This is a genomic window from Streptomyces sp. YIM 98790, from assembly GCF_011421595.1.
In the GTDB taxonomy this organism is placed as follows: domain Bacteria; phylum Actinomycetota; class Actinomycetes; order Streptomycetales; family Streptomycetaceae; genus Streptomyces.
The window spans coordinates 77,227-95,402 of sequence record NZ_WTLH01000001.1; the positions used below are offsets into that span (position 1 = coordinate 77,227).

Here is an 18,176-nt window from a genome sequence, read left to right on the forward strand (position 1 = left end):
GATGAGCGACCGCCGCGCCTGGCTGGTGCGGCGGCTGTCCGTCGGGGTGTTCCAGATCGCCGGTGTGCTGATGCTGGTCTTCCTCCTCACCGAGGCGCTCCCCGGCGACGCGGCCGTCGCGCTCGCCGGGGACCACCCCGACCCGGAACGCATTGCCCGCATCCGCGAAACCATGCGGCTGGACGAGCCGCCCGCCGAGCGCTTCGCCCACTGGGCCGCCGGGCTGCTCCGCGGCGACCTGGGCACCTCCCTGGTGTCCGGCCGCCCGGTGACGGACTATCTCACCGCCGGTCTCGGCCCGACGCTGGTCCTGGCCGCGCTCACCGTGGCGCTGCTGGTGCCGGTCGCGGTCGGGCTCGGCGTGCTGGCCGCCCGCCGCGAGGGCGGCCGGACCGACCGGCTGATCAGCACGGTCACCCTGGCCGTCTACGCGGTGCCGGAGTTCGCCCTCGGCGTGCTGCTGGTGGTGGTGTTCGCGCTGCGGCTGGGCTGGCTGCCGCCCACCGCCGTCGGCCACAGTTCCGATCCGCTGGCCGAACCCGCCGTACTGGTGCTCCCGGTGCTGGTGCTGCTGGCCCGCCCGGTGTGCTCGATGGCCCGTCTGGTACGGGCCGGGATGATCGACGCGCTGGCCACCCCGTACACGGCCCAGGCCCGCCGCTACGGGGTGCCGGCCCGCCGCGTCCGCTGGGCGCACGCGCTGCCCAACGCCCTGGCCCCGGCCGCGCAGCAACTGGCCCGCACGGTGGACTGGCTGCTGGGCGGGGTGATCGTGGTGGAGACCCTGTTCGTGATCCAGGGGCTGGGCAGCATTCTGATGGACGCGGTGGCGGCCCGCGACATCCCCGTCGTCCAGGGCCTGGCCGTGCTCTTCGGGGCGATCACCGTGGTGCTCAATCTGGGCGCCGATCTGGTCGCCCACCGCTTCGCCCCGCGCACCGGAGCCGCCGCATGAAGCCCCGGGCCGTGCGGCGGCCATCGCCGGGGCGGCCGCCGGGACGGTCACGACGGTCCCGCGGGCAGGCGGTGCTGGGGGCCGCGCTGGTGGCCGTGCCGCTGCTGCTGGCCCTGGCCGGGCCGTGGTTCGCCGGTGAACCCGGCCCGCGCGGCGTCTCCTTCACCCTCGGCCAGGGGCACTGGCTGGGCACCGACTTCACCGGCCGGGACGTCTGGCGGCAGGTCCTGCTCGGCGGGCGGACCGTGGTGCTCACCGCCGTGGCCGCCACCGCGCTCGCCTATCTGGCGGCGCTGCCGGTCGGCCTGGCCGCCGCGCTCACCCACCGGGCCTGGCTGGAGGAGCTGCTGATGCGCCCGCTGGACGTGGTGCTGGCCGTGCCGTCGCTGCTTCTGCTGCTGATGACGGCCGCGCTGATCACCCCGGGCCCGGCCGGACTTGCGGTGATCGTGGCGCTGATCCAGGTGCCCGACGCCGCCCGCATCGTGCGGGCCGCGGCCACCGAGGCGGCGGGCCGGCCGGCCGTGGAGGCCATGCGGCTCCAGGGCGAGGGCTGGTGGCGGATGGCGGTCGGCTATGTGGGGCGGAGCATGCTGCGTACCCTGGCGGCCGATGCCGGGGTCCGGCTGACCGGCGCGCTGTACCTCATCGCCACGGCCGCCTTCCTGGGCGTGGGCGTGGCCCCGGACGCCGCCGACTGGGCGGTGATGGTGGACCACAACCGCACCGGTCTGTTCCTGCAGCCGTGGGCGGTGGTGGTGCCGGCGGTGCTGATCGTGGCGCTGACCACCGGAACCAATCTGCTCTTCGACGCCGCGCTGTCCGCCCGCCGCGGCGACGCGGCCCGGACCGCGGCCGGGAGGACGGCCGGGAGGACGGAGGCACCATGACCCGCGAGACCTCTTCGACCCCTTCCACCCCCTCCGGCCCTTCCACCCCCTCCGGCCCTTCCAGCCCTTCCACTCCTTCCGCATCCCGCACCCCGTTCACCGCATCCGCACCGCTCTCCCCGGACCCGGACCCGGACCGGGACCAGGACCGGGACCCGGTGGCGTACGTCGACCGGCTGCGGGTCGAGGTGGACGGCCGCGCGCTGGTGGACGGCGTCACACTGACCGCGCTGCCCGGCCGCTGCACCGCGCTGATCGGCCCGTCCGGCAGCGGCAAGAGCACCACCGGGCTGGCGCTGCTCGGCGAGTACCCGGCCGGGGCGGTGGTCTCCGGCACCGTCCGGGTGCGTGGCGGGCGCGCCGCGTACATTCCGCAGAGCCCGGCCGAGGCGCTCAACCCGGCCCGGCGGGCGGGCGCCCTGCTCGGTGACATCGCCCGGCTGCGCGGCCTCGGGCGCGGCGCGGCCCGGCAGGCGGTGCGCGAGGCGCTGCGTGCGGCCCAGCTCCCGGAGCCGGAGACGGTGCTGCGCCGCTATCCGCACCAGCTCTCCGGCGGGCAGCAGCAGCGGGTGGTGCTGGCCCAGGCGCTGCTCTCCGGCGCGCCCGTGGTGGTGGCGGACGAGCCGACCACGGGGCAGGACCCGGTGACCAAGCGGCGGGTGACGGCCGAGCTGCGGGCGGTGCTGGAGCGGGGCATCGCGCTGGTGCTGCTCAGCCACGACCTCGATGTGGTGCGGGACCTGGCCGACGAGGTGGTGGTGCTGCGCGACGGCCGGGTGGCGGACGCCGGGCCGCCGGGCGCGGTGCCGGCCGTCTCCCACAGCCTGTGGACAACCGTGCCGCCGCGGACCGCCACCGCGCCGGAGGCACCGGCGCCGGAGGGCGCGGCGGCCGACGCCGCCCCTGGCGCCCCTGCCGCCGCGGACGGCGGAGCCGGTGCCCCGGCGGAAGCGGCGGTGCTGGAGGTGTCGGGGCTGACGGCCTGGCACGGGGGCGGCCCGCGGCGGCCCGGCCGCGGCGGGGCCGTGGTGCTGCGGGACATCGCACTCGCCGTGCGGCCCGGCGAATGCCTGGCCGTGGTGGGCAGTTCCGGCTCCGGCAAGACCACCCTGGCCCGCTGCCTGGCCGGGCTGCACCGCCGCTGGTCCGGCCGCGTGCTGCTGGACGGCACCCCGCTGCCGCGCAGCCTGCGCGACCGCCCCGCCCACCGGCTCGCCGCCGTGCAGTACGTGTTCCAGGACGCCCGGGCGTCGTTCGACGAGTACCGCCCGGTCCGGGACCAGGTGGCCCGCACCGCCGTCCGGCTGCGCGGCACCGCACCGGCCGCCGCCCGTGCCGAGGCGGCGGCCCTGCTCACCGCACTGGGCCTGGACGAGGCCACCGCCGCCCGCCCGCCGGCCGGACTCTCCGGCGGCGAGCTGCAGCGTGCCGCCCTGGCCCGCGCGCTGCTGGCCCGCCCCAGGGTGCTGCTGTGCGACGAGATCACCTCGGGGCTCGACCCGGTCAACCGCCGGGCCATCCGCACCCTGCTGGCCGGGCTCACCTCCGGCATCACCGGCACGTCCGGCACGTCCGGCACGTCCGGCGGGCCGCCGACCGCCCTGGTGCTGATCACTCACGACCTTCCGCTGGCCACCGGTCTGGCCGACCGGGTCGCCGTCGTCGCCCACGGCAGGATCACCGCCACCGGGCCCGCCGCCGCGGTCCTCACAGCCGGAGACTGAGCGTGCCGTCCGGGTCCACGGCCAGGCGGGTGCCGAACGGGCGGGCGGCCTCCCCCAGGGTGCGGCACAGCCATGCCGCCTCGCCGGCCGAGGCGTGCTCCAGCCGCAGGCCGCGCGAACGCAGCGGCACCATGTGCAGCCCGGCCAGCTCCCCGCTGTCCGGGTCCAGCCGGGCCAGGTGGAGCAGCCGCAGATCGTCCCGGTACTCCTCGTACCCGACGATGCCCTCGTAGTCGTTGAGCAGATCGCCGCAGCCGTACAGCACCAGCTTTCCGGCGTAGACCTCCAGGGGACGGGGATGGTGCGAGGAGTGGCCGTGGATCACGTCCGCACCGGCGTCGATCAGCGCGTGCGCGAAATCCACCTGCTCGGGGGCGATCTCCCAGCCCCAGTTCGAGCCCCAGTGCAGTGAGACCACCACCAGGTCACCGGGCCGCTTGACCTGCGCGATGCGGTGCGCCAGCACGTCCGCGGCGTCGCCGGACGGCCCGGGCAGGAAGTCCACCCCGGACCGCAGGGCGGTGGCGCCCCACTCCAGCGGCACCCCGCTGGACGGCATGGCCAGCGCGAACACCAGCACGCGCCAGCCCGGCCCTGCCGCCGGGCCGCCGTTCCCGGGCACCGGGACGGCCGCGGGCCGCCCGGCGTCGTCCGCGTCCCGGCCCGCACCGGCGGTGCGCAGCCCGGCCCCGGCCAGCGCGTCCAGGGTCTCGGCCAGTCCCCGGCGGCCGAAGTCCAGCACATGGTTGTTGGCCAGCACGCAGACATCCGGGCGGGCCGCGGCCAGACAGGCGAGGTTCGCCGGGTGCATCCGGTAGTGGATGCCCTTGCCGGGCGCGAAATCGCCGCTGGTGGTGACGCCGGTCTCCAGATTGAGCACGCGCACCGCGTCCGGCGCCCGCTCGTCCAGCACGCGCAGCGCCTCGCCCCACGGCCACTCCGGCGCGGCCGGGCGCGGCACCTCCGTACCGGCGGCCTCCTCGGCCAGCGAGACATACCGCCGGGCGTCCCGCACATACGGCTCCCGCAGTGCCGGATCGCCGGGATGCGCCAGGATCTGGTCGATGCCGCGGCCGAGCATCACGTCGCCGCACAGCGCCAGTCCCACCGGGCCGCCGGTCATGTCTCCAGCGTAGGGCGTGCTCCGCCGTTCACAACGGCACCGGACGGCTCCCGCCGCCACGGCGGCTGCCCTCGGTGCGGCGGCTGCGGGGGCCGACCGCCCGCCGGCCGGCGGCATGCGCCGCGTAGCGGCCCGGAGGCACCCCCAGCACCCGGCGGAAATGCCTGGTCAGATGGGACTGGTCGTAGAAGCCGGCCAGGGCGGCGGCGTCCGGCGGCGGATACCCCTCCAGCAGCAGCCGCCGGGCCCGGTCCACCCGCAGCGTGATCAGGTACTGGTGCGGCGGCATGCCGAACCGCCGGGTGAACGCCCGGATCAAGTGGGTGGGATGGGCGTGCAGCGCGGCGGCGGCCCCGGCCAGCGTCACGCCCTCGCGGACGTTCTCCCGCAGCAGGTCCCGCAGGTCCTCGGCGGGGCCGGGCCGAGCCGGGCCCGGCGGCACCGTCCGGGGACGCAGGCGGTGACGGAGCCGCTCCACCACGAAGGCCAGGCGGCTCTCCGCCTCCAGCTCCTCCCCGCGGACGGCCAGGGCACCGTGCAGCTCGTGGACGCGGCGGCGCAGCAGCCGGTCGTCGATGCCCGGGCGGTCGGCGGCCGGGCCCACCAGCTCGGCTCCGAGCGTCCGCTCCTCCAGATAGAGCACCCGCTTGCGCAGCCCGCGCGCGGTCACCGGGCTGCCGTTGTGCGGCACGTGCGGCGGCAGCAGCGTCACCAGGGGAGTCAGCGCGCCGTGCGTGTGGTGCTCCAGCTCGTAGCGGACCATGCCGTCGTCGATCAGCAGCAGGGTCCAGGTGGCGTGCGTGTGCATGGGGTAGGCGTGCCCCACCAGATGGGCGTGCAGCACCTCCTGGATGCCCGCCACCGGCGGCCGCCAGGCGTTCAGCGTCGTGGACGCGGCTGCCACGCCAGGATCGTACAAGACGCCGCCGCTGCCCCGGGCCGACGCTGTGACCATGACTGACAGCACAGCCACGGCCCCTGCCGCACCGGTCCGCTTCGACACCAAGATCGCCGTTCTGCTCCGCGACGACCTCGCCGGCTGGCAGCGCCTGAACGCCACGGCGTTCCTGGTCAGCGGGATCGCCGCGGAGTGCCCCGAACTGATCGGCGAGCCGTACGCGGACGCCGACGGCACCGGCTACCTGCCGATGTTCCGGCAGCCGGTGCTGGTCTTCGAGGGCACCGGGGAACTGCTCACCGCCGCGCGCGCCCGCGCCCTGTCCCGCGGTCTGCTGCTGTCCGTCTTCACCGCGGAGCTGTTCTCCACCGGCAACGACCGGGACAACCGGGCGGCGGTGCGGGCGGTGCCGGGGGACCGGCTCGACCTGGTCGGCCTTGCCGTGCACGGCCCCCGGAACGCCGTCGACAGAACCCTCAAGGGCGCCCGCATGCATCCCTGACCCGCCCGGCCGCCCCGCGCCGGCTCCCTCGCTCCGGTGAGGAGACCTCCCTCGCTCCGGTGAGGACGGCGGGCCCGGCCGGGCCGGATACTGGGGGGAACTTTCGGCAGAGGAGCCGCCGATGACCGAACCCCTCGCTCCGTCGCCATGCCTCCACCCCGCGGCCAACCGCGCCGCGGCGCTCGCCGCCCGTCTCCGGCTGCCGCACCCGCTGGCCGTGGACCTGGCCGTGACCGTGGCCGTGCTGTGCGCCGCCTGGCTGCAGTGCCTCTTTCCCGAGGACGGCCCCGGCTCGGTGAACGCGCTGGGCTGGGTGCTCACGGCCGCCACCGCCGTACCGCTGCTGTGGCGGCGGCGGGCGCCGCTGACGAGCTGTCTGGCGGTCGGCGCCGCCACCACAGCCGTGGGCGTGCACCACCAGCCGCCGCCGGACGTGCTGTACGCGGGCCTGGTCGCGGTCTACACCCTGGCCGCCATCGGCGGGCCCTGGCAGCGCCGCGTCGCACTGGCCGGCTGGCTGACCGGGACGACCGCCGTGCTCGCGTTCAAGGGCGGCGCCGAGCCGATCGACTACGCCTTCCACCTGCTGGGGGTGTGCTGCGCCTACGGCATCGGGGTGCTCACCCGGGTCAAGCAGGCGTACGCCGAGGCCGCCGAGGACCGGGCCCGCCGCGCGGAGCGGGAGCGGGAGATCGAGGTGGCCCGCGCCGCCGCCTGGGAACGCGCCCGGATCGCCCGCGACATGCACGACATCCTGGCCCACGCCGTCTCGCTGATGGTGGTGCAGGCGGAGGCCGGGCCGGTGGTGGTGCGCAGCGATCCGGCGCGGGCCGAGGCCGCGTTCGACGCCATCGCGGAGACCGGGCGGGACGCCATGACCCAGCTGCGGCGTATTCTCGGCGTGCTGAAGGACGGGGACGGCAGCGCCGCCGCCCTCACCGCGGACAGCGCCGCCACGGCCCCCGGCACCGGCGGCGGCACCGGCGGCGGCCCGGCACCGCGGGCGCCGCAGCCGACCGTCGCGGAACTGCCGGAGCTGGTGCGGCAGGTGGCCCGCAGCGCCGGGCTGCGCGCCGAACTGCACACCACGGGCGAGCCCCGCCCGCTGCCGGCCGACACCGAGGTGGCCGTCTACCGGGTGGTCCAGGAGGCGCTGACCAACACCGTCAAGCACGCCGGGGCCCGTACCGCCCGGGTGGTGCTGGACTGGGAGGACGAGGACGGCATGCTGGTGGTCACGGTGGCGGACGACGGCCGGGGACCGGCCCCCGCGACGCCGGAGCGGAACGGCGACGGCGGCGGCAACGGGCTGATCAACATCCGGGAGCGCGCCGCCGCCTGCGGCGGGCAGGTCCGGATCGGCCCCGGCGCGGACGGCCGCGGGTTCCGGGTGGTGGCCCGGCTGCCTGCCGCGGCGCGCCCCACGGCGGCCCTGGCGGGAAGCCGTGCGGGCGGCGGTGCGGGCAGAGGGAGCCGTTGAGCCGATGAGTATCCGGGTGGTGGTCGCCGACGACCAGGAACTGGTCCGCAGCGGCTTCACCATGATTCTCGAAGCCCAGCCGGACATCGAGGTGGTGGCCGAGGCGGGCGACGGCGCCGAGGCCGTGGCCGCGGTCCGCGCACACGCCCCGGACGTCCTGCTGCTGGACGTGCGCATGCCGGTGATGGACGGCATCGAGGCGGCCCGCCTGGTGTGCGCCCGCAGCGACTGCCGGGTGGTCATGCTCACCACCTTCGACGTGGACGAATACGTCTACGAGGCGCTCGCCGCGGGCGCCAGCGGCTTCCTGCTCAAGGACGTGCGCCGGGACGACCTGGTGCACGCCGTGCGGCTGGCGGCGTCCGGCGACTCGCTGCTCGCCCCGACGGTGACCCGGCGGCTGATCGCGGACGTCATCCGGCTGCGCCGCGGGCAGCAGCCACCGCCCGCCCCGGCCCCCGCTCCTCCTTCTCCTTCTCTTTCTCCTTCTCCTTCTCCGCCGTCGTCATCGTCGTCGGCCGCCCGGCTGTCGGTGCTCACCACCCGCGAGGAGGAGACGCTGCGGCTGCTGGCCCGCGGGCTGACCAACGCCGAGATCGCCGCGGCCTTCACGGTCAGTGAGCACACCGTGAAGACACACGTCAGCAGCGTGCTCACCAAGCTCGGGCTGCGCGACCGGGTGCAGGCCGTGATCTGCGCCTACGAAGCCGGTCTGGTCACTCCCGGCACCCCCGACCCCGCCTGACGCCCCGCCTGACGCCCCGTCTGACGACCCTGCCTGACGCCGCCTGGCGCCTCCGCCGGGCGCGCGGCGGCGGTGCGGGCGCTCCCTCTCGGGAGGGAGTACGGCAGAGGTCTCCCCCGCACGGGGGAGGTGCGGAAACCGCTCCTCCCGGCGATCCGCCGGCACCCCCTCCGGCACCACGCTGAGTGGCATTCGCGACGACCGCCGAGCAATGCCGAGTAACGCCGAGGAGATGCCATGCTCGCCGCACTAGCCCGGGTGGCCACCCGCCGCCCGCTGACCGTGATATTCGCCTGGGTGCTCCTGCTGGTGCTCGGATTCGGCCTCGGCACCGGCGTGTTCGAACGGCTCGACGACGCCGTGCACCACACCCCCGGCAGCGAGTCCGCAGAGGCCGGCGAGCGGCTCGACGCACTCGACCCGGCCGGGGACTCCCTCACCGCCGTGATCACGGCACCGGCCGTGGACGATCCGGAACTGCGCTCCGGCGTCGCCGCCGCACTCGCCGACCTGGCCGCCGTCCCCGGCGTCACCGAGGCCCCGGACCCCTACACCACCCCCGGCCTGGCGGCCGAGGACGGGCGGGCCCTGCTGCTCCCCGTCGGCTTCGAGGCCGGCCTGGACGACGACGCGGCACAGACCGCGGTGGCGGACGCCGCCGACCGCATCCGCGCACTCGACGGCCTGGCCGGGGCGGACGTCCACGTCAGCGGTGACGCCCTGCTCGGCGACCAGATCGGCGAACGCGCCCAGGGCGACATCGCGCGGGCCGAGATCATCTCGCTGCCGCTGGTCCTGCTGCTGCTCATCGTGGTGTTCGGCGGCCTGCGCGCGGCCGGCCTGCCCCTGGTGGTGGCGGTCAGCGGCATCGCCGGGGCCTTCCTGGCCCTGTATCTGTTCAGCCTGGCCACCGATGTCTCCGTCTACGCGGTGCAGGTCACCACCATGCTCGGCCTCGGCCTGGCCGTGGACTACGCGCTGCTGCTGGTGGTCCGCTACCGGGAGGAACGGGCGGCGGGCGGCACCGACGACCACCTGGAGGCGGTGCGCCGCGCCGTGACGCGGGCCGGCCGGACGGTGATGTTCTCCGGTCTCACCGTGGCCGTCAGCCTGGCCGGACTGCTCGTCTTCCCCAACCCGTTCCTGCGCTCCATGGGCCTGGCCGTGGCCGCCGTGGTGGCCGTGGACATGCTGGCCGCCGTCACCCTGCTGCCCGCCCTGCTGGCCCGCTTCGGCCGCCGGATCACCCCCGCGCCGGCCACCACCCGCTCCGGCGGCGAACCCGGCGCCCTCTTCGCCCGCCTGGCCCGCTTCTCGGCCCGGCGCCCGCTGGCCGTGGTGGTGACCGTGGTCGCCGGACTGGCGGTCCTGACCGTGCCGGCCGCCGGGGCGGTCATCGAACTGGGCGACGCCCGCCAGCTGCCCGCCGGCACCGAGGCCCGGCAGCTCTACGACGCGCTGCACGAGCACTACCCGGAGGGCACCGGCGTCCGCCCCGTGGAGGTGCTGGCCGGACCGGAGACCGACCCGGCGCTGCTCGACCGTCTCCGCGAACTCCCCGGCGTGGCCCAGGCGCAGTCCCGCGTCCTGACCGACGGCACCGTCCTGCTGGAACTCACCCCGACCGGCACGGTCGACGGCCCGGCCGCCACCGCCCTGGTGGAGGAGATCCGGGACCTGCGCGGCGACCAGCCCGTCGAGGTCACCGGCAACGCCGCCGCGCTGGTCGACTTCCGCGCCATGCTGGCCGAGCGCACCCCGTGGGCCGCCGCCACCGTGCTGCTCTCGGTGTTCCTGCTGCTGTTCGCCTTCACCGGCTCGCTGCTGATCCCGCTGCGCACCATCGCCACCACCCTGCTCAGCCTGGGAGCGGCCCTGGGCGTGGTCACCTGGGTGTTCCAGGACGGCAATCTGGCCGGGCTGCTCGGCGGCGAGGAGATGGGCGCGCTCTCCCTCACCGCGCCGCCGCTGATCCTCGCCATCGCCTTCGGCCTGGCCATGGACTACGAGCTGTTCATCCTGGCCCGGATGCGGGAGAGCTGGCTGGACACCGGGGACGAACGCCGGGCCGTGGTCACCGGGCTCCAGCGCTCCGGCCGGGTGGTGAGCTGCGCGGCGCTGCTGCTCGCGGTGGTCTTCGCGGCCTTCATGACCGGCGGCTTCTCACCGATCCTGCAGATCGGGCTGGGCCTGACGCTGGCGGTGCTGATCGACGCCAGCGTGGTGCGGATGCTGCTGGTGCCCGCCACCATGACGCTGCTGGGCCGCCGGGCCTGGTGGTCGCCCGCGCCGCTGCGCCGGCTGCACCACCGCTACGGCCTGCGCGAGGAGCCCCGTCCCGGGGCGCGGGAGAAGGTGTCCCTGCCGGGCTGAGCGCACGCGCACACCGCCGCCGGCCGGTGCCGGGCCACGTGCCGGGGACCGGCCGCGCCGGCGGTGTCCGGGGCGACCGGCACTACGCCGGTCCCGGTCCGTCCGGAGCGCCACCGCCCGTGCCGCCCGTGCTGCCCGTGCCGCCCGTGCTCTCTGTGCCGGCGGCGCCGTCCGCGCCGCCGGCCGTGAGCAGCGCGCGCAGGCGGTCCAGGAAGACCGCCTGCGCCTTCACGAGCTTCGCGCGGGCCTGGTCCAGCGGGAACCACCGCACCCGGTCGATCTCCGGGAAGGTCCGCCTGATCCCGGAGCGCGGCGGCCACTCCATGGTGAAGGTCCCCGGCACCACCGACCCCGGATCGAGGTCGCCGTGCACCGCCCAGACCGTCACCGTCTTGCCGCCCGACTGCCGCACCTCGCCCAGCGGCAGCAGTTCGCCCTCCGGCGGCGCCACGCCCAGCTCCTCCCGGAACTCGCGCAGCGCGGCATCGCGCGCCTCCTCCGGCGGCAGGTACTCGCCCTTGGGCACCGACCACGCCCCCGCGTCCCGGTGTGCCCAGTACGGCCCGCCCATGTGGCCGAGCAGCACCTCCGGACCGTGCTCCGCGGTCCGGCGGAACAGCAGCAGACCCGCGCTGCGACGCACCGTGCCCACTGTGGGCCGTCCTCGGCCGGGCGGTCAGCGGACCGGGGTCCACCCGGCGGGCGTGGACTGGCCGCCGCCCGTCCGCACGGCCTCGACCACCGCCTGGTGCAGTGCCCGGCTGGATTCCTCGGAGTGGCACTCCACCGGGCTGCCGGAGAGCGTGAACCAGTCGGACGCGCCCGAGTACTGCACCGTCACATCCGCGCGGTCACCGACCCAGGTGGTGTGGACGGTCAGGTCACCCGTGACCACACCCATCTCGTCGGTGCGTACGCCTCCGGGCCCGGTGAACACGCCCTGTGTCGTCCAAGATGCCCAGGCCATCCTTGATCACCGCCTTCCGCGACCGGTCCCGCCTACCCATTTTCCACCGCCTTCCCGCCCGCCGGACCGGGCCGAACGGCCCCGCCGGAGGCACCTGCGCACGTCCGCGCGGTGTGCCGCGTCCGCACTGCCCTCCCAGCCTCGCACGTCCCCCGGACGGCGCACCCCGACCGGCCGCCCGCCCGGACCGCTGCCACCCTCGGTCCCATGGACATGCCCAGCGAGATGCCCGGCGAGATGCCCGCCGTGAACGCGTGCGCGGTGGAGAACTGCGCCTACAACCGCGAAGGCGACTGCCACGCCCTGGCCATCACCGTGGGTGACCTCCGCCACCCGCACTGCGACACCTTCCTCCGTGCCGGCCTCGAGGGCGGCGACCCCGGCACCACCGGCCGGGTCGGCGCCTGCAAGATGGCCGACTGCCGCCACAACAACCGCCTCGAATGCCACGCCCCCGGCATCACCGTCGGCTACCACCGTTCCGAGGTCGACTGCCTGACCTACGCCCCCGCCTGACATGCCCGCCTGACGCCGCCCCCCGCCGGCATCCTCCCTCCGGACGCTCGCGCGCCGGTCAGGCCACGTCGATGCCGTACTCCTGGACCAGGGACTCCAGGCCGGAGGGGCCGGGGTAGCCCTTGCCGCCGCCGACGAAGTGCCAGTCGCCGCCGGCGCGGCGGCGGAAGGAGCCGAGCACCAGCGCGGTTTCGCCGGGGCGGCCGTCCGCCACGGCCAGCCGGTCCAGTTCGGTGCCGGAGGAGTCCAGCAGCCGGATGCCGGCCGCGGTGAAGCCGGACAGATCCGCCTGCGGGCCGGCCTCCGGGTCCACCGCCGCCACCAGCACCAGGCGGTCGGCGCGGGCGGGCAGGGCGGCGAAGGCCACCCGCATCGCGGCCCGGTCCGGTGCGGCGGGCTCGGGCACCGAGGAGACCGCGCCCTCCGGGGTGCTGGGGTTGTTGAAGAAGACGAAGTGGTCGTCGCTCAGCACCCGTTGCCCCTGGCAGACCAGGGCGCACACGTCCAGCGCCACCCCGCCCGCCCAGGACATGCCGAGCACGTTGTGGTCCGCAGGGTCCGCCGCGTCGTTCCCGGCCCGGCGTGCCGCGCCCCGGCGCGGCACCGCCCCGGCCGCGGCAGGGGCGGCGGCCGGGGACGGGCCGCCGGTGCCGTCGCCGAGGCGGCCCCGCAGGCCGTGGCGGTGCAGCAGGTCGACCAGCTCGGTGCCGGAGACCAGCTCCAGCGGCTTGCCCTTGGCGAAGGTGTGCGAGCCCGGGCCGAACCGGGAGGTGGTGACCAGCACGCCCTTGTTGGCGCCGGCGTCCTGCACGGTGCCGTACAGATCCCGCACCGCGGACGGCGGCACGGTGTTGCGGTACCGCTTGACCTGCACCACGAGGGTGCCGCCGCGGATCGGGGCCGGGTCCACCGCGTTCACGTCCACCCCGCCGTCGCGGGAGCGCTGCGTGGTCACCGCCCGCATGCCCATGGCCCGGAACAGCTCGGCGACCAGCGACTCGAAGGCGAGCGGATCCATCTGGAACAGATCCGGCTCCTCCGCGCCCTTCTCCGCGCCTTCCTCCGCCCCGTGACCGCCGTGGCTGACCACGTCCTCGCCCACCTCGTCCGGCCGCCGCCCGGGGCGGACCGCGGTGAGCTGGTCCGGGCGGGCCGGGAGCTGGCCGCGCAGCGCGCCGGTCAGGCATTCCACGGCGTTGACCTGCGCCAGATGCAGTTCCCGGAAGACGGCACGCTCGGCCAGCACGGTGGCCACGACGGTCTCCGTGCGGCGGCCGGTCGCCGGATCGTGGTCGTCCACGAAGCCGTTCAGCGCCACGGAGTCGAGCAGCCCGTACGCGTCGTCCGCCGCGAACAGCCGGTGCAGCACCAGCAGCAGGCACTGGGCCAGCACGTCCCGGTACAGTGCCCGGCGCTGGGTGACCGGCCGGGCCGTCTCCTTGTCCTGGTCGGAGCCGGGCAGGTAGCGCACCGACCTGGCGGCCGGCACGATGCCGTACCGGGGCAGTTCCCAGTCGACCACGAGCTGCCGGGCCGCCGCGTCATAGGCCGCGGACAGCCGCAGCGGCAGCTCCAGGCCCTCCGGCCAGGCGGTGGCGGAGTACAGGGCGGCGGAGAAGAACTGCACCACGGCGCCGGGATCGCGGGCGCGCAGCGCCGCCGCCAGCTCGGCGACGCCCGCGTTGTGGCCGCGGATCTCCGCGAGCTGAGCGCCCGCCCAGGCGTCGTACTGCCGCCGGTGGGCGGCGAGCTGCTGCTGCCGCTGCGCCTCGGCGGCCTGCGCGGCATGCCAGTCCTGCTCGTAGCGGGCGCGGGCCTCCTGCTGCGCCCGCCGGGCCGTCCAGCCGCCGCCGCGGGGCTGGTACGCCGCCGGGTCGGGCAGGGGCACGGGGTGGGCCAGCGGGCCGGGGTCGAAGGGCTCGACCTGCTCGGGGCGGGTGAGCCGGGCGATGGTGAACGCGGGGGCGCGGCAGCCCGCCGCCAGCAGCCCTTCCAGGGCGGCGACCTGCGCCTCCAGCTCGGCCGTCCGCTTGCGGGCGTCGGTCTCCCGCTGCAGGCGGTAGGCCGCCTGGCGTTCGCGGTGCGCGCGGGCCAGTTCGCGTTCCCTGGCCCGTTGTTGCCGCTCCAGATCGCGCTGGTGCCTGAGCTGGGCCCGCTGCTGCTCCTCCCGCTGCCGCTGCTGCTGGCGCTGGGCCTCGACCCAGACTCCGATGAGACCGTTGGAGCGACGACTCATTGCGCTGCGGGCCCTCCCCGGGAATCCGGCATCCCATGACCGTCCGCCGGATCGGCCGGGCGACCCATGCGGCGAGTTGTGCGATTTTAGCCCCTTCCGGCCGCCCTGCTCACCCGGATGCTCCACACAACTTCCCCAAGGCGCACGCCAGTTCGGCGGCGCGTCGGCTTGTGTCCGGCGGACCGGCCCGGTGGGCCGCCGGGCCGGGCGCGGCTGTCGGCGGCGCGTCCTACCATCGGCGGATGCGGGAACGGGCGGAGTGGACGCGGCTGGCGATGGGCACCGGCCACCGTCCGCTCGATCTGATGGCCGCCCGCTTCCACGAGCACCGGTACGCCCCGCACGCGCACGAGGAGTTCGCCGTCGGGGTGACGCTCGGCGGCCTTGAGGTGATCGACTACCGCGGCGGGCGGCTGTACTCGGGGCCGGGCAGCATCGTGGTGCTGGAGCCGGGCGAGGTGCACACCGGCGGCCCGGCCGGTGACGACGGCTTCGCCTACCGGGTGGCGTATCCGCCGGAGGCGCTGCTGGCCGAGGGGGTGGCCGGGGGCCGGCCGCCGCGCTTCCGCCGGCCGGTGATCGAGGACCCGCCGCTGGCCGCCGCCCTGCACCGGGCCTACCGCGAGGCCGCCGGGGCCGGGACCGCGGCCGCCGCGGCCGGCACGGCCGATGCCCTGGAGCACGAGTCCCGGCTGCTGGGCCTGTTCGCCGAGCTGGCCCGGCGGCACGCCGCTCCGGGCACGGCCCGCCCGCCGCGCGAGATCGCCGATCCTGCCGGGCATCTGGTCCGGCACGTCCGGGAGCGCCTGGCCGCCGGCCTGCTGGCCCCGCCGTCGCTCGCCGACCTCGCGGCCGAACTGGGCGTCTCCCGCTACCAGCTGCTGCGCGCGTTCCGGCGCGGCAGCGGCATGCCGCCGTACGCCTGGCTGGCCCAGTACCGGGTGGACCGGGCCCGTGTCCTGCTGGCCGCCGGGCACCGCCCGGCCGAGGCAGCGGCGCTGACCGGCTTCGCCGACCAGGCGCATCTGACCCGCTGGTTCCGCCGGGTGCTGGGCGTCACCCCGGCCGCGTACCGCAACAGCGTTCAAGACGCGGCCCGCCGCACCCCCGCATCCTGAGCCCCGTCCGTGACGTACCACGACGACACGGCAGGGCGATCGGAGGACGCGGTGTCCGCACGCGGCTGGGTGCTGTTCTCGCTGATGGGCGTCGTCTGGGGCATCCCCTACCTGATGATCAAGGTGGCGGTGGAGGAGGTCTCCGTGCCCGTGGTCGTCTTCTCCCGCTGTGCCATCGGCCTGCTGCTCCTGCTGCCGCTCGCGCTGCGGGCCGGAGGGCCCGGCCGTCTCCGCCGCCACTGGGGGCCCGTCCTGCTCTTCGCCGCCATCGAGATCCTCGGCCCCTGGGCGCTGCTCTCGCACGCCGAGCGGGAGCTTTCCAGCTCGATGACCGGCCTGCTGATCGCCGTCGTCCCGATCCTCACCGCCCTGCTGACCCGCCTCACCGGCAGCACCGAGCGGCTCGGGCTGCGCCGCTGGACCGGCCTGCTGCTCGGCCTGGGCGGGGTGGCCCTGCTGGCCGCCCCGCATCTGGCCGGGGGCAGCGCCCTGTCGGTCGGCGAAGTGCTCCTCACCGCGCTGTGCTACACCGTCGCCCCGCTGATCGCCGCCCGCCGGCTGCGCGAGGTGCCCACGCTGCAGCTCACCGCGGCCTGCCTGGCCGTGGCCACCGCCGTCTACGCCGTACCGGCCTGGCTGACCCGTCCCGAGACCGTGCCCTCCGGCAAGGCCGTGGCCTCCCTCGCCGGACTCGGCGCGGTGTGCACCGCGCTCGGGTTCCTGCTCTTCTTCGAGCTGCTCCGCGAGGTCGGCACGGGCCGCGCCGTGGTCTTCACCTACGTCAATCCGGCGGTGGCCGTGGCCGCGGGCGTCCTCTTCCTCTCCGAGCCGCTCACCCCGGCCGTCCTCGCCTCCTTCGCCGCCATCCTCACCGGCTCCGTCCTCGCCACCGCGGCCGGCCGCCGCCCCGCTCCCGCGGCCGGGCCCGCCCCGGCCGGGGTGCCCGCGCGGAGGTGAGCCGTCAGGCGCTCCCGGTCGGCCGGTTGTGGTGGTCCAGCAGTGTGGACAGCAGCCCGGTGAGCCGCTGTCGCTCCTCGGGCGACAGCGGAGCCAGCAGGTCCTCCTGGCATGCGGCGAGCTGCTTCTCCAGCCGCCGAAGCTGCCGCACGCCCGCGGCGGTCGGCGAGATGATGTTGCGCCGCCGGTCGGAGGGGTCCGGGTCGCGCCTGACCAGTCCCTGCCCGGCGAGCTCGTTGACGGCCGTGACCATGTCGCTGACGTAGATGCCGCTGCGGCGGCCGAGCTCGGCCTGGCTGGCCGGGCCGAAGTCCTCCAGCGCCGCCAGCAGGCGGTAGTGGTAGCCGCGGGCGCGCACGGACGCGAACGCGTCGGCGACCAGGCGGTGCGCGTGGCCGGCGGTCTGGGTGAGCAGCCAGCTGGGGAGAGCCTCCCACCTGGCGCGCGTCGTCTCGGACGGGTCCTCCACGCCTGGAGCCTAACAAATCATGGGGTGCACTAACGATTGTGGTATCGTTCGGGAGCCGAACATTAGTCGCCCTAACGTTTCCTTCCGGACGATCCCACTGGAGTCAGCACCGTGATCGAGCCGTTCCGCATCGACATCCCCCAGGCCGACCTCGACGACCTCACCGACCGGCTCTCCCGCACCCGCTGGCCCAACGAGATCGCGGACGCCGGCTGGGACTACGGCTTCCCGCTGGCACGGCTCAGGGAACTGGCCGCGTACTGGCGCACCGGCTACGACTGGCGCGAGCACGAGGCCGGGCTGAACGAGCTGCCCCACTTCACCACCGAGATCGACGGCCAGAACATCCACTTCGTCCACGTCCGGTCCCCGGCACCGGACGCGCCGGCGCTGATCCTGACCCACGGCTGGCCCGGTTCGTTCCTGGAGTTCCTCGACGTGATCGGGCCGCTCTCCCGCGACTTCCACCTGGTGATCCCCTCCATCCCGGGTTACGGCTTCTCCGGGCCGACCCACGAGCGCGGCTGGGACATCGTCCGGGTCGCCCGGGCCTGGGCGGAGCTGATGCGCCGCCTCGGGTACGAGCGCTACGGCGCGCAGGGCGGCGACTTCGGCGCGGGCATCTCACTGGCGCTCGGCGCGGTGGCGCCCGGGCAGGTCATCGGGGTGCACGTCAACTACCTGCCGACCCGGCCGGACCCGGACGCCGGCATCGGACTGTCCGCAACGGACGAAGCCCGGCTGGACAAGGTCAGGCGGCTGATGGCGAACCGTCCGCCGTACCAGGCGCTGCAGGCCCTCACCCCCCAGACCATCGGCTACGCGCTGACCGACTCCCCGGTCGGCCAGCTCGCCTGGATCGCCGAACGCTTCGCCCAGTGGACCGACCCCCGCTCGCCGATCAGCGACGAGCGGATGCTCACCGGCATCTCGCTGTACTGGCTGACCGCCACGGCGGCCTCCTCGGCGCGGCTGCACCGCGAGGCGCCGCGGCGGACCGAGCCGTGCCCGGTACCGGTCGGCGTGGCGGTGTTCCCGCACGACATCACGCAGCCGGTGCGGCCCCTGGCCGAGCGGCGGTACGACATCAGGCACTGGTCGGAGTTCGGGCGCGGCGGCCACTTCGCCGCGATGGAGGTGCCGGACCTGCTCGCCGGGGACGTCCGGGACTTCTTCCTCACCCTCGCCAAGGACGGCGACCGGGGCTGAGAGGGGTCCGCCCC

General features: G+C 75.7%; 17 protein-coding genes and 2 pseudogenes. 13 read left to right on the forward strand and 6 right to left on the reverse strand.

From position 1 onward, the window contains the following. Position 1 precedes the first annotated feature (1 nt). From GQS09_RS00320 to GQS09_RS00330, 3 genes are read left to right on the forward strand one after another with little or no spacing between them, the layout of a single operon-like run. Positions 2-955, forward strand: a complete 954-nt coding sequence (locus tag GQS09_RS00320; RefSeq protein ID WP_165983887.1) for an ABC transporter permease — start codon at positions 2-4, stop codon at positions 953-955. Beyond that, positions 952-1,845, forward strand: coding sequence for an ABC transporter permease (locus GQS09_RS00325; RefSeq protein WP_165983888.1), 894 nt, complete (start codon positions 952-954; stop codon positions 1,843-1,845). The genes GQS09_RS00320 and GQS09_RS00325 overlap by 4 nt, the downstream gene beginning before the upstream one ends. Further along, positions 1,842-3,569 (forward strand): ABC transporter ATP-binding protein, encoded by a 1,728-nt coding sequence (locus tag GQS09_RS00330; RefSeq protein WP_165983889.1) that lies wholly within the window; start codon positions 1,842-1,844, stop codon positions 3,567-3,569. The genes GQS09_RS00325 and GQS09_RS00330 overlap by 4 nt, the downstream gene beginning before the upstream one ends. On the opposite strand, the gene GQS09_RS00335 is transcribed toward GQS09_RS00330, so the two are convergent. Then, positions 3,553-4,692, reverse strand: coding sequence for a CapA family protein (locus GQS09_RS00335; protein WP_165983890.1), 1,140 nt, complete (start codon positions 4,690-4,692; stop codon positions 3,553-3,555). The genes GQS09_RS00330 and GQS09_RS00335 overlap by 17 nt on opposite strands. A 28-nt stretch (positions 4,693-4,720) precedes the next feature. Continuing rightward, a complete protein-coding gene (locus tag GQS09_RS00340; protein WP_165983891.1) occupies positions 4,721-5,647 on the reverse strand; it encodes an AraC family transcriptional regulator in 927 nt (308 codons plus the stop codon). On the opposite strand from GQS09_RS00340, the gene GQS09_RS00345 reads away from it, so the two are divergent. The 6 genes and pseudogenes from GQS09_RS00345 to GQS09_RS00360 all read left to right on the forward strand — a co-directional run bounded on the left by GQS09_RS00345 (position 5,646) and on the right by GQS09_RS00360 (position 10,690). After that, positions 5,646-6,092: a DUF2000 domain-containing protein gene (locus GQS09_RS00345; RefSeq protein ID WP_165983892.1), complete on the forward strand. Its 447-nt coding sequence runs from the start codon at positions 5,646-5,648 to the stop codon at positions 6,090-6,092. The two genes, GQS09_RS00340 and GQS09_RS00345, sit on opposite strands and share 2 nt — an antisense overlap. Positions 6,093-6,213: 121 nt before the next feature. Next, entirely contained in the window at positions 6,214-7,572 is a 1,359-nt protein-coding gene (locus GQS09_RS00350; RefSeq protein ID WP_165983893.1) for a sensor histidine kinase, read from the forward strand. Between the two features lie 61 nt (positions 7,573-7,633). Next, positions 7,634-7,864, forward strand: a pseudogene (locus GQS09_RS30860) (response regulator transcription factor); the annotation flags it as partial. A gap of 169 nt (positions 7,865-8,033) precedes the next feature. After that, positions 8,034-8,156: pseudogene (locus tag GQS09_RS30865) on the forward strand (hypothetical protein); the annotation flags it as partial. Next, on the forward strand, positions 8,105-8,317 hold the full coding sequence (locus tag GQS09_RS30870) for a response regulator transcription factor (RefSeq protein WP_399552364.1): 213 nt from the start codon (positions 8,105-8,107) through the stop codon (positions 8,315-8,317). The pseudogene GQS09_RS30865 and the gene GQS09_RS30870, both read left to right, overlap by 52 nt. Positions 8,318-8,554: 237 nt before the next feature. Then, positions 8,555-10,690 carry an MMPL family transporter gene (locus tag GQS09_RS00360; protein WP_165983895.1) on the forward strand — a complete coding sequence of 712 codons (2,136 nt, stop codon included), beginning with the start codon at positions 8,555-8,557 and terminating at the stop codon, positions 10,688-10,690. Between the two features lie 82 nt (positions 10,691-10,772). On the opposite strand, the gene GQS09_RS00365 is transcribed toward GQS09_RS00360, so the two are convergent. Together GQS09_RS00365 and GQS09_RS00370 are read right to left on the reverse strand one after the other, a co-directional pair. Continuing rightward, a complete protein-coding gene (locus GQS09_RS00365; protein ID WP_165983896.1) occupies positions 10,773-11,342 on the reverse strand; it encodes an NUDIX domain-containing protein in 570 nt (189 codons plus the stop codon). A 24-nt stretch (positions 11,343-11,366) separates the two neighbouring features. Then, positions 11,367-11,657: a hypothetical protein gene (locus GQS09_RS00370; protein ID WP_165983897.1), complete on the reverse strand. Its 291-nt coding sequence runs from the start codon at positions 11,655-11,657 to the stop codon at positions 11,367-11,369. 207 nt (positions 11,658-11,864) lie between these two features. Between GQS09_RS00370 and GQS09_RS00375 the strand changes: the two genes are divergently transcribed. After that, complete coding sequence (locus GQS09_RS00375; RefSeq protein WP_165983898.1) at positions 11,865-12,173, forward strand: DUF1540 domain-containing protein; 309 nt, start codon at positions 11,865-11,867, stop codon at positions 12,171-12,173. Positions 12,174-12,231: 58 nt separating this feature from the next. Here the strand turns inward: GQS09_RS00375 and GQS09_RS00380 are convergent, their stop codons facing one another. After that, positions 12,232-14,409 carry a restriction endonuclease gene (locus tag GQS09_RS00380; RefSeq protein ID WP_165983899.1) on the reverse strand — a complete coding sequence of 726 codons (2,178 nt, stop codon included), beginning with the start codon at positions 14,407-14,409 and terminating at the stop codon, positions 12,232-12,234. A gap of 242 nt (positions 14,410-14,651) precedes the next feature. Here GQS09_RS00380 and GQS09_RS00385 point away from each other — a divergent pair, with 242 nt between their 5' ends. Continuing rightward, positions 14,652-15,527: an AraC family transcriptional regulator gene (locus GQS09_RS00385; RefSeq protein WP_165983900.1), complete on the forward strand. Its 876-nt coding sequence runs from the start codon at positions 14,652-14,654 to the stop codon at positions 15,525-15,527. Between the two features lie 51 nt (positions 15,528-15,578). Beyond that, entirely contained in the window at positions 15,579-16,484 is a 906-nt protein-coding gene (locus GQS09_RS00390) for a DMT family transporter (RefSeq protein WP_165983919.1), read from the forward strand. Positions 16,485-16,488: 4 nt separating this feature from the next. Here GQS09_RS00390 and GQS09_RS00395 read toward each other — a convergent pair whose 3' ends face one another. Beyond that, positions 16,489-16,953 (reverse strand): MarR family transcriptional regulator, encoded by a 465-nt coding sequence (locus tag GQS09_RS00395; protein WP_165983901.1) that lies wholly within the window; start codon positions 16,951-16,953, stop codon positions 16,489-16,491. A 111-nt stretch (positions 16,954-17,064) separates the two neighbouring features. Between GQS09_RS00395 and GQS09_RS00400 the strand changes: the two genes are divergently transcribed. Continuing rightward, positions 17,065-18,162, forward strand: coding sequence for an epoxide hydrolase family protein (locus GQS09_RS00400; RefSeq protein WP_165983902.1), 1,098 nt, complete (start codon positions 17,065-17,067; stop codon positions 18,160-18,162). Positions 18,163-18,176 lie beyond the last annotated feature (14 nt).

Excerpts from the sequence above, each read along its gene's own strand:
- GQS09_RS00350 (WP_165983893.1), top strand. The coding sequence starts at position 6,214 with ATGACCGAACCCCTCGCTCCGTCGCCATGCCTCCACCCCGCGGCCAAC.
- GQS09_RS00385 (WP_165983900.1), top strand. The coding sequence starts at position 14,652 with ATGCGGGAACGGGCGGAGTGGACGCGGCTGGCGATGGGCACCGGCCAC.
- GQS09_RS00335 (WP_165983890.1), bottom strand. The coding sequence starts at position 4,692 with ATGACCGGCGGCCCGGTGGGACTGGCGCTGTGCGGCGACGTGATGCTC.
- GQS09_RS00345 (WP_165983892.1), top strand. The coding sequence starts at position 5,646 with ATGACTGACAGCACAGCCACGGCCCCTGCCGCACCGGTCCGCTTCGAC.
- GQS09_RS00320 (WP_165983887.1), top strand. The coding sequence starts at position 2 with ATGAGCGACCGCCGCGCCTGGCTGGTGCGGCGGCTGTCCGTCGGGGTG.
- GQS09_RS00370 (WP_165983897.1), bottom strand. The coding sequence starts at position 11,657 with ATGGCCTGGGCATCTTGGACGACACAGGGCGTGTTCACCGGGCCCGGA.
- GQS09_RS00330 (WP_165983889.1), top strand. The coding sequence starts at position 1,842 with ATGACCCGCGAGACCTCTTCGACCCCTTCCACCCCCTCCGGCCCTTCC.
- GQS09_RS00325 (WP_165983888.1), top strand. The coding sequence starts at position 952 with ATGAAGCCCCGGGCCGTGCGGCGGCCATCGCCGGGGCGGCCGCCGGGA.
- GQS09_RS00380 (WP_165983899.1), bottom strand. The coding sequence starts at position 14,409 with ATGAGTCGTCGCTCCAACGGTCTCATCGGAGTCTGGGTCGAGGCCCAG.
- GQS09_RS00360 (WP_165983895.1), top strand. The coding sequence starts at position 8,555 with ATGCTCGCCGCACTAGCCCGGGTGGCCACCCGCCGCCCGCTGACCGTG.
- GQS09_RS00375 (WP_165983898.1), top strand. The coding sequence starts at position 11,865 with ATGGACATGCCCAGCGAGATGCCCGGCGAGATGCCCGCCGTGAACGCG.
- GQS09_RS00340 (WP_165983891.1), bottom strand. The coding sequence starts at position 5,647 with ATGGTCACAGCGTCGGCCCGGGGCAGCGGCGGCGTCTTGTACGATCCT.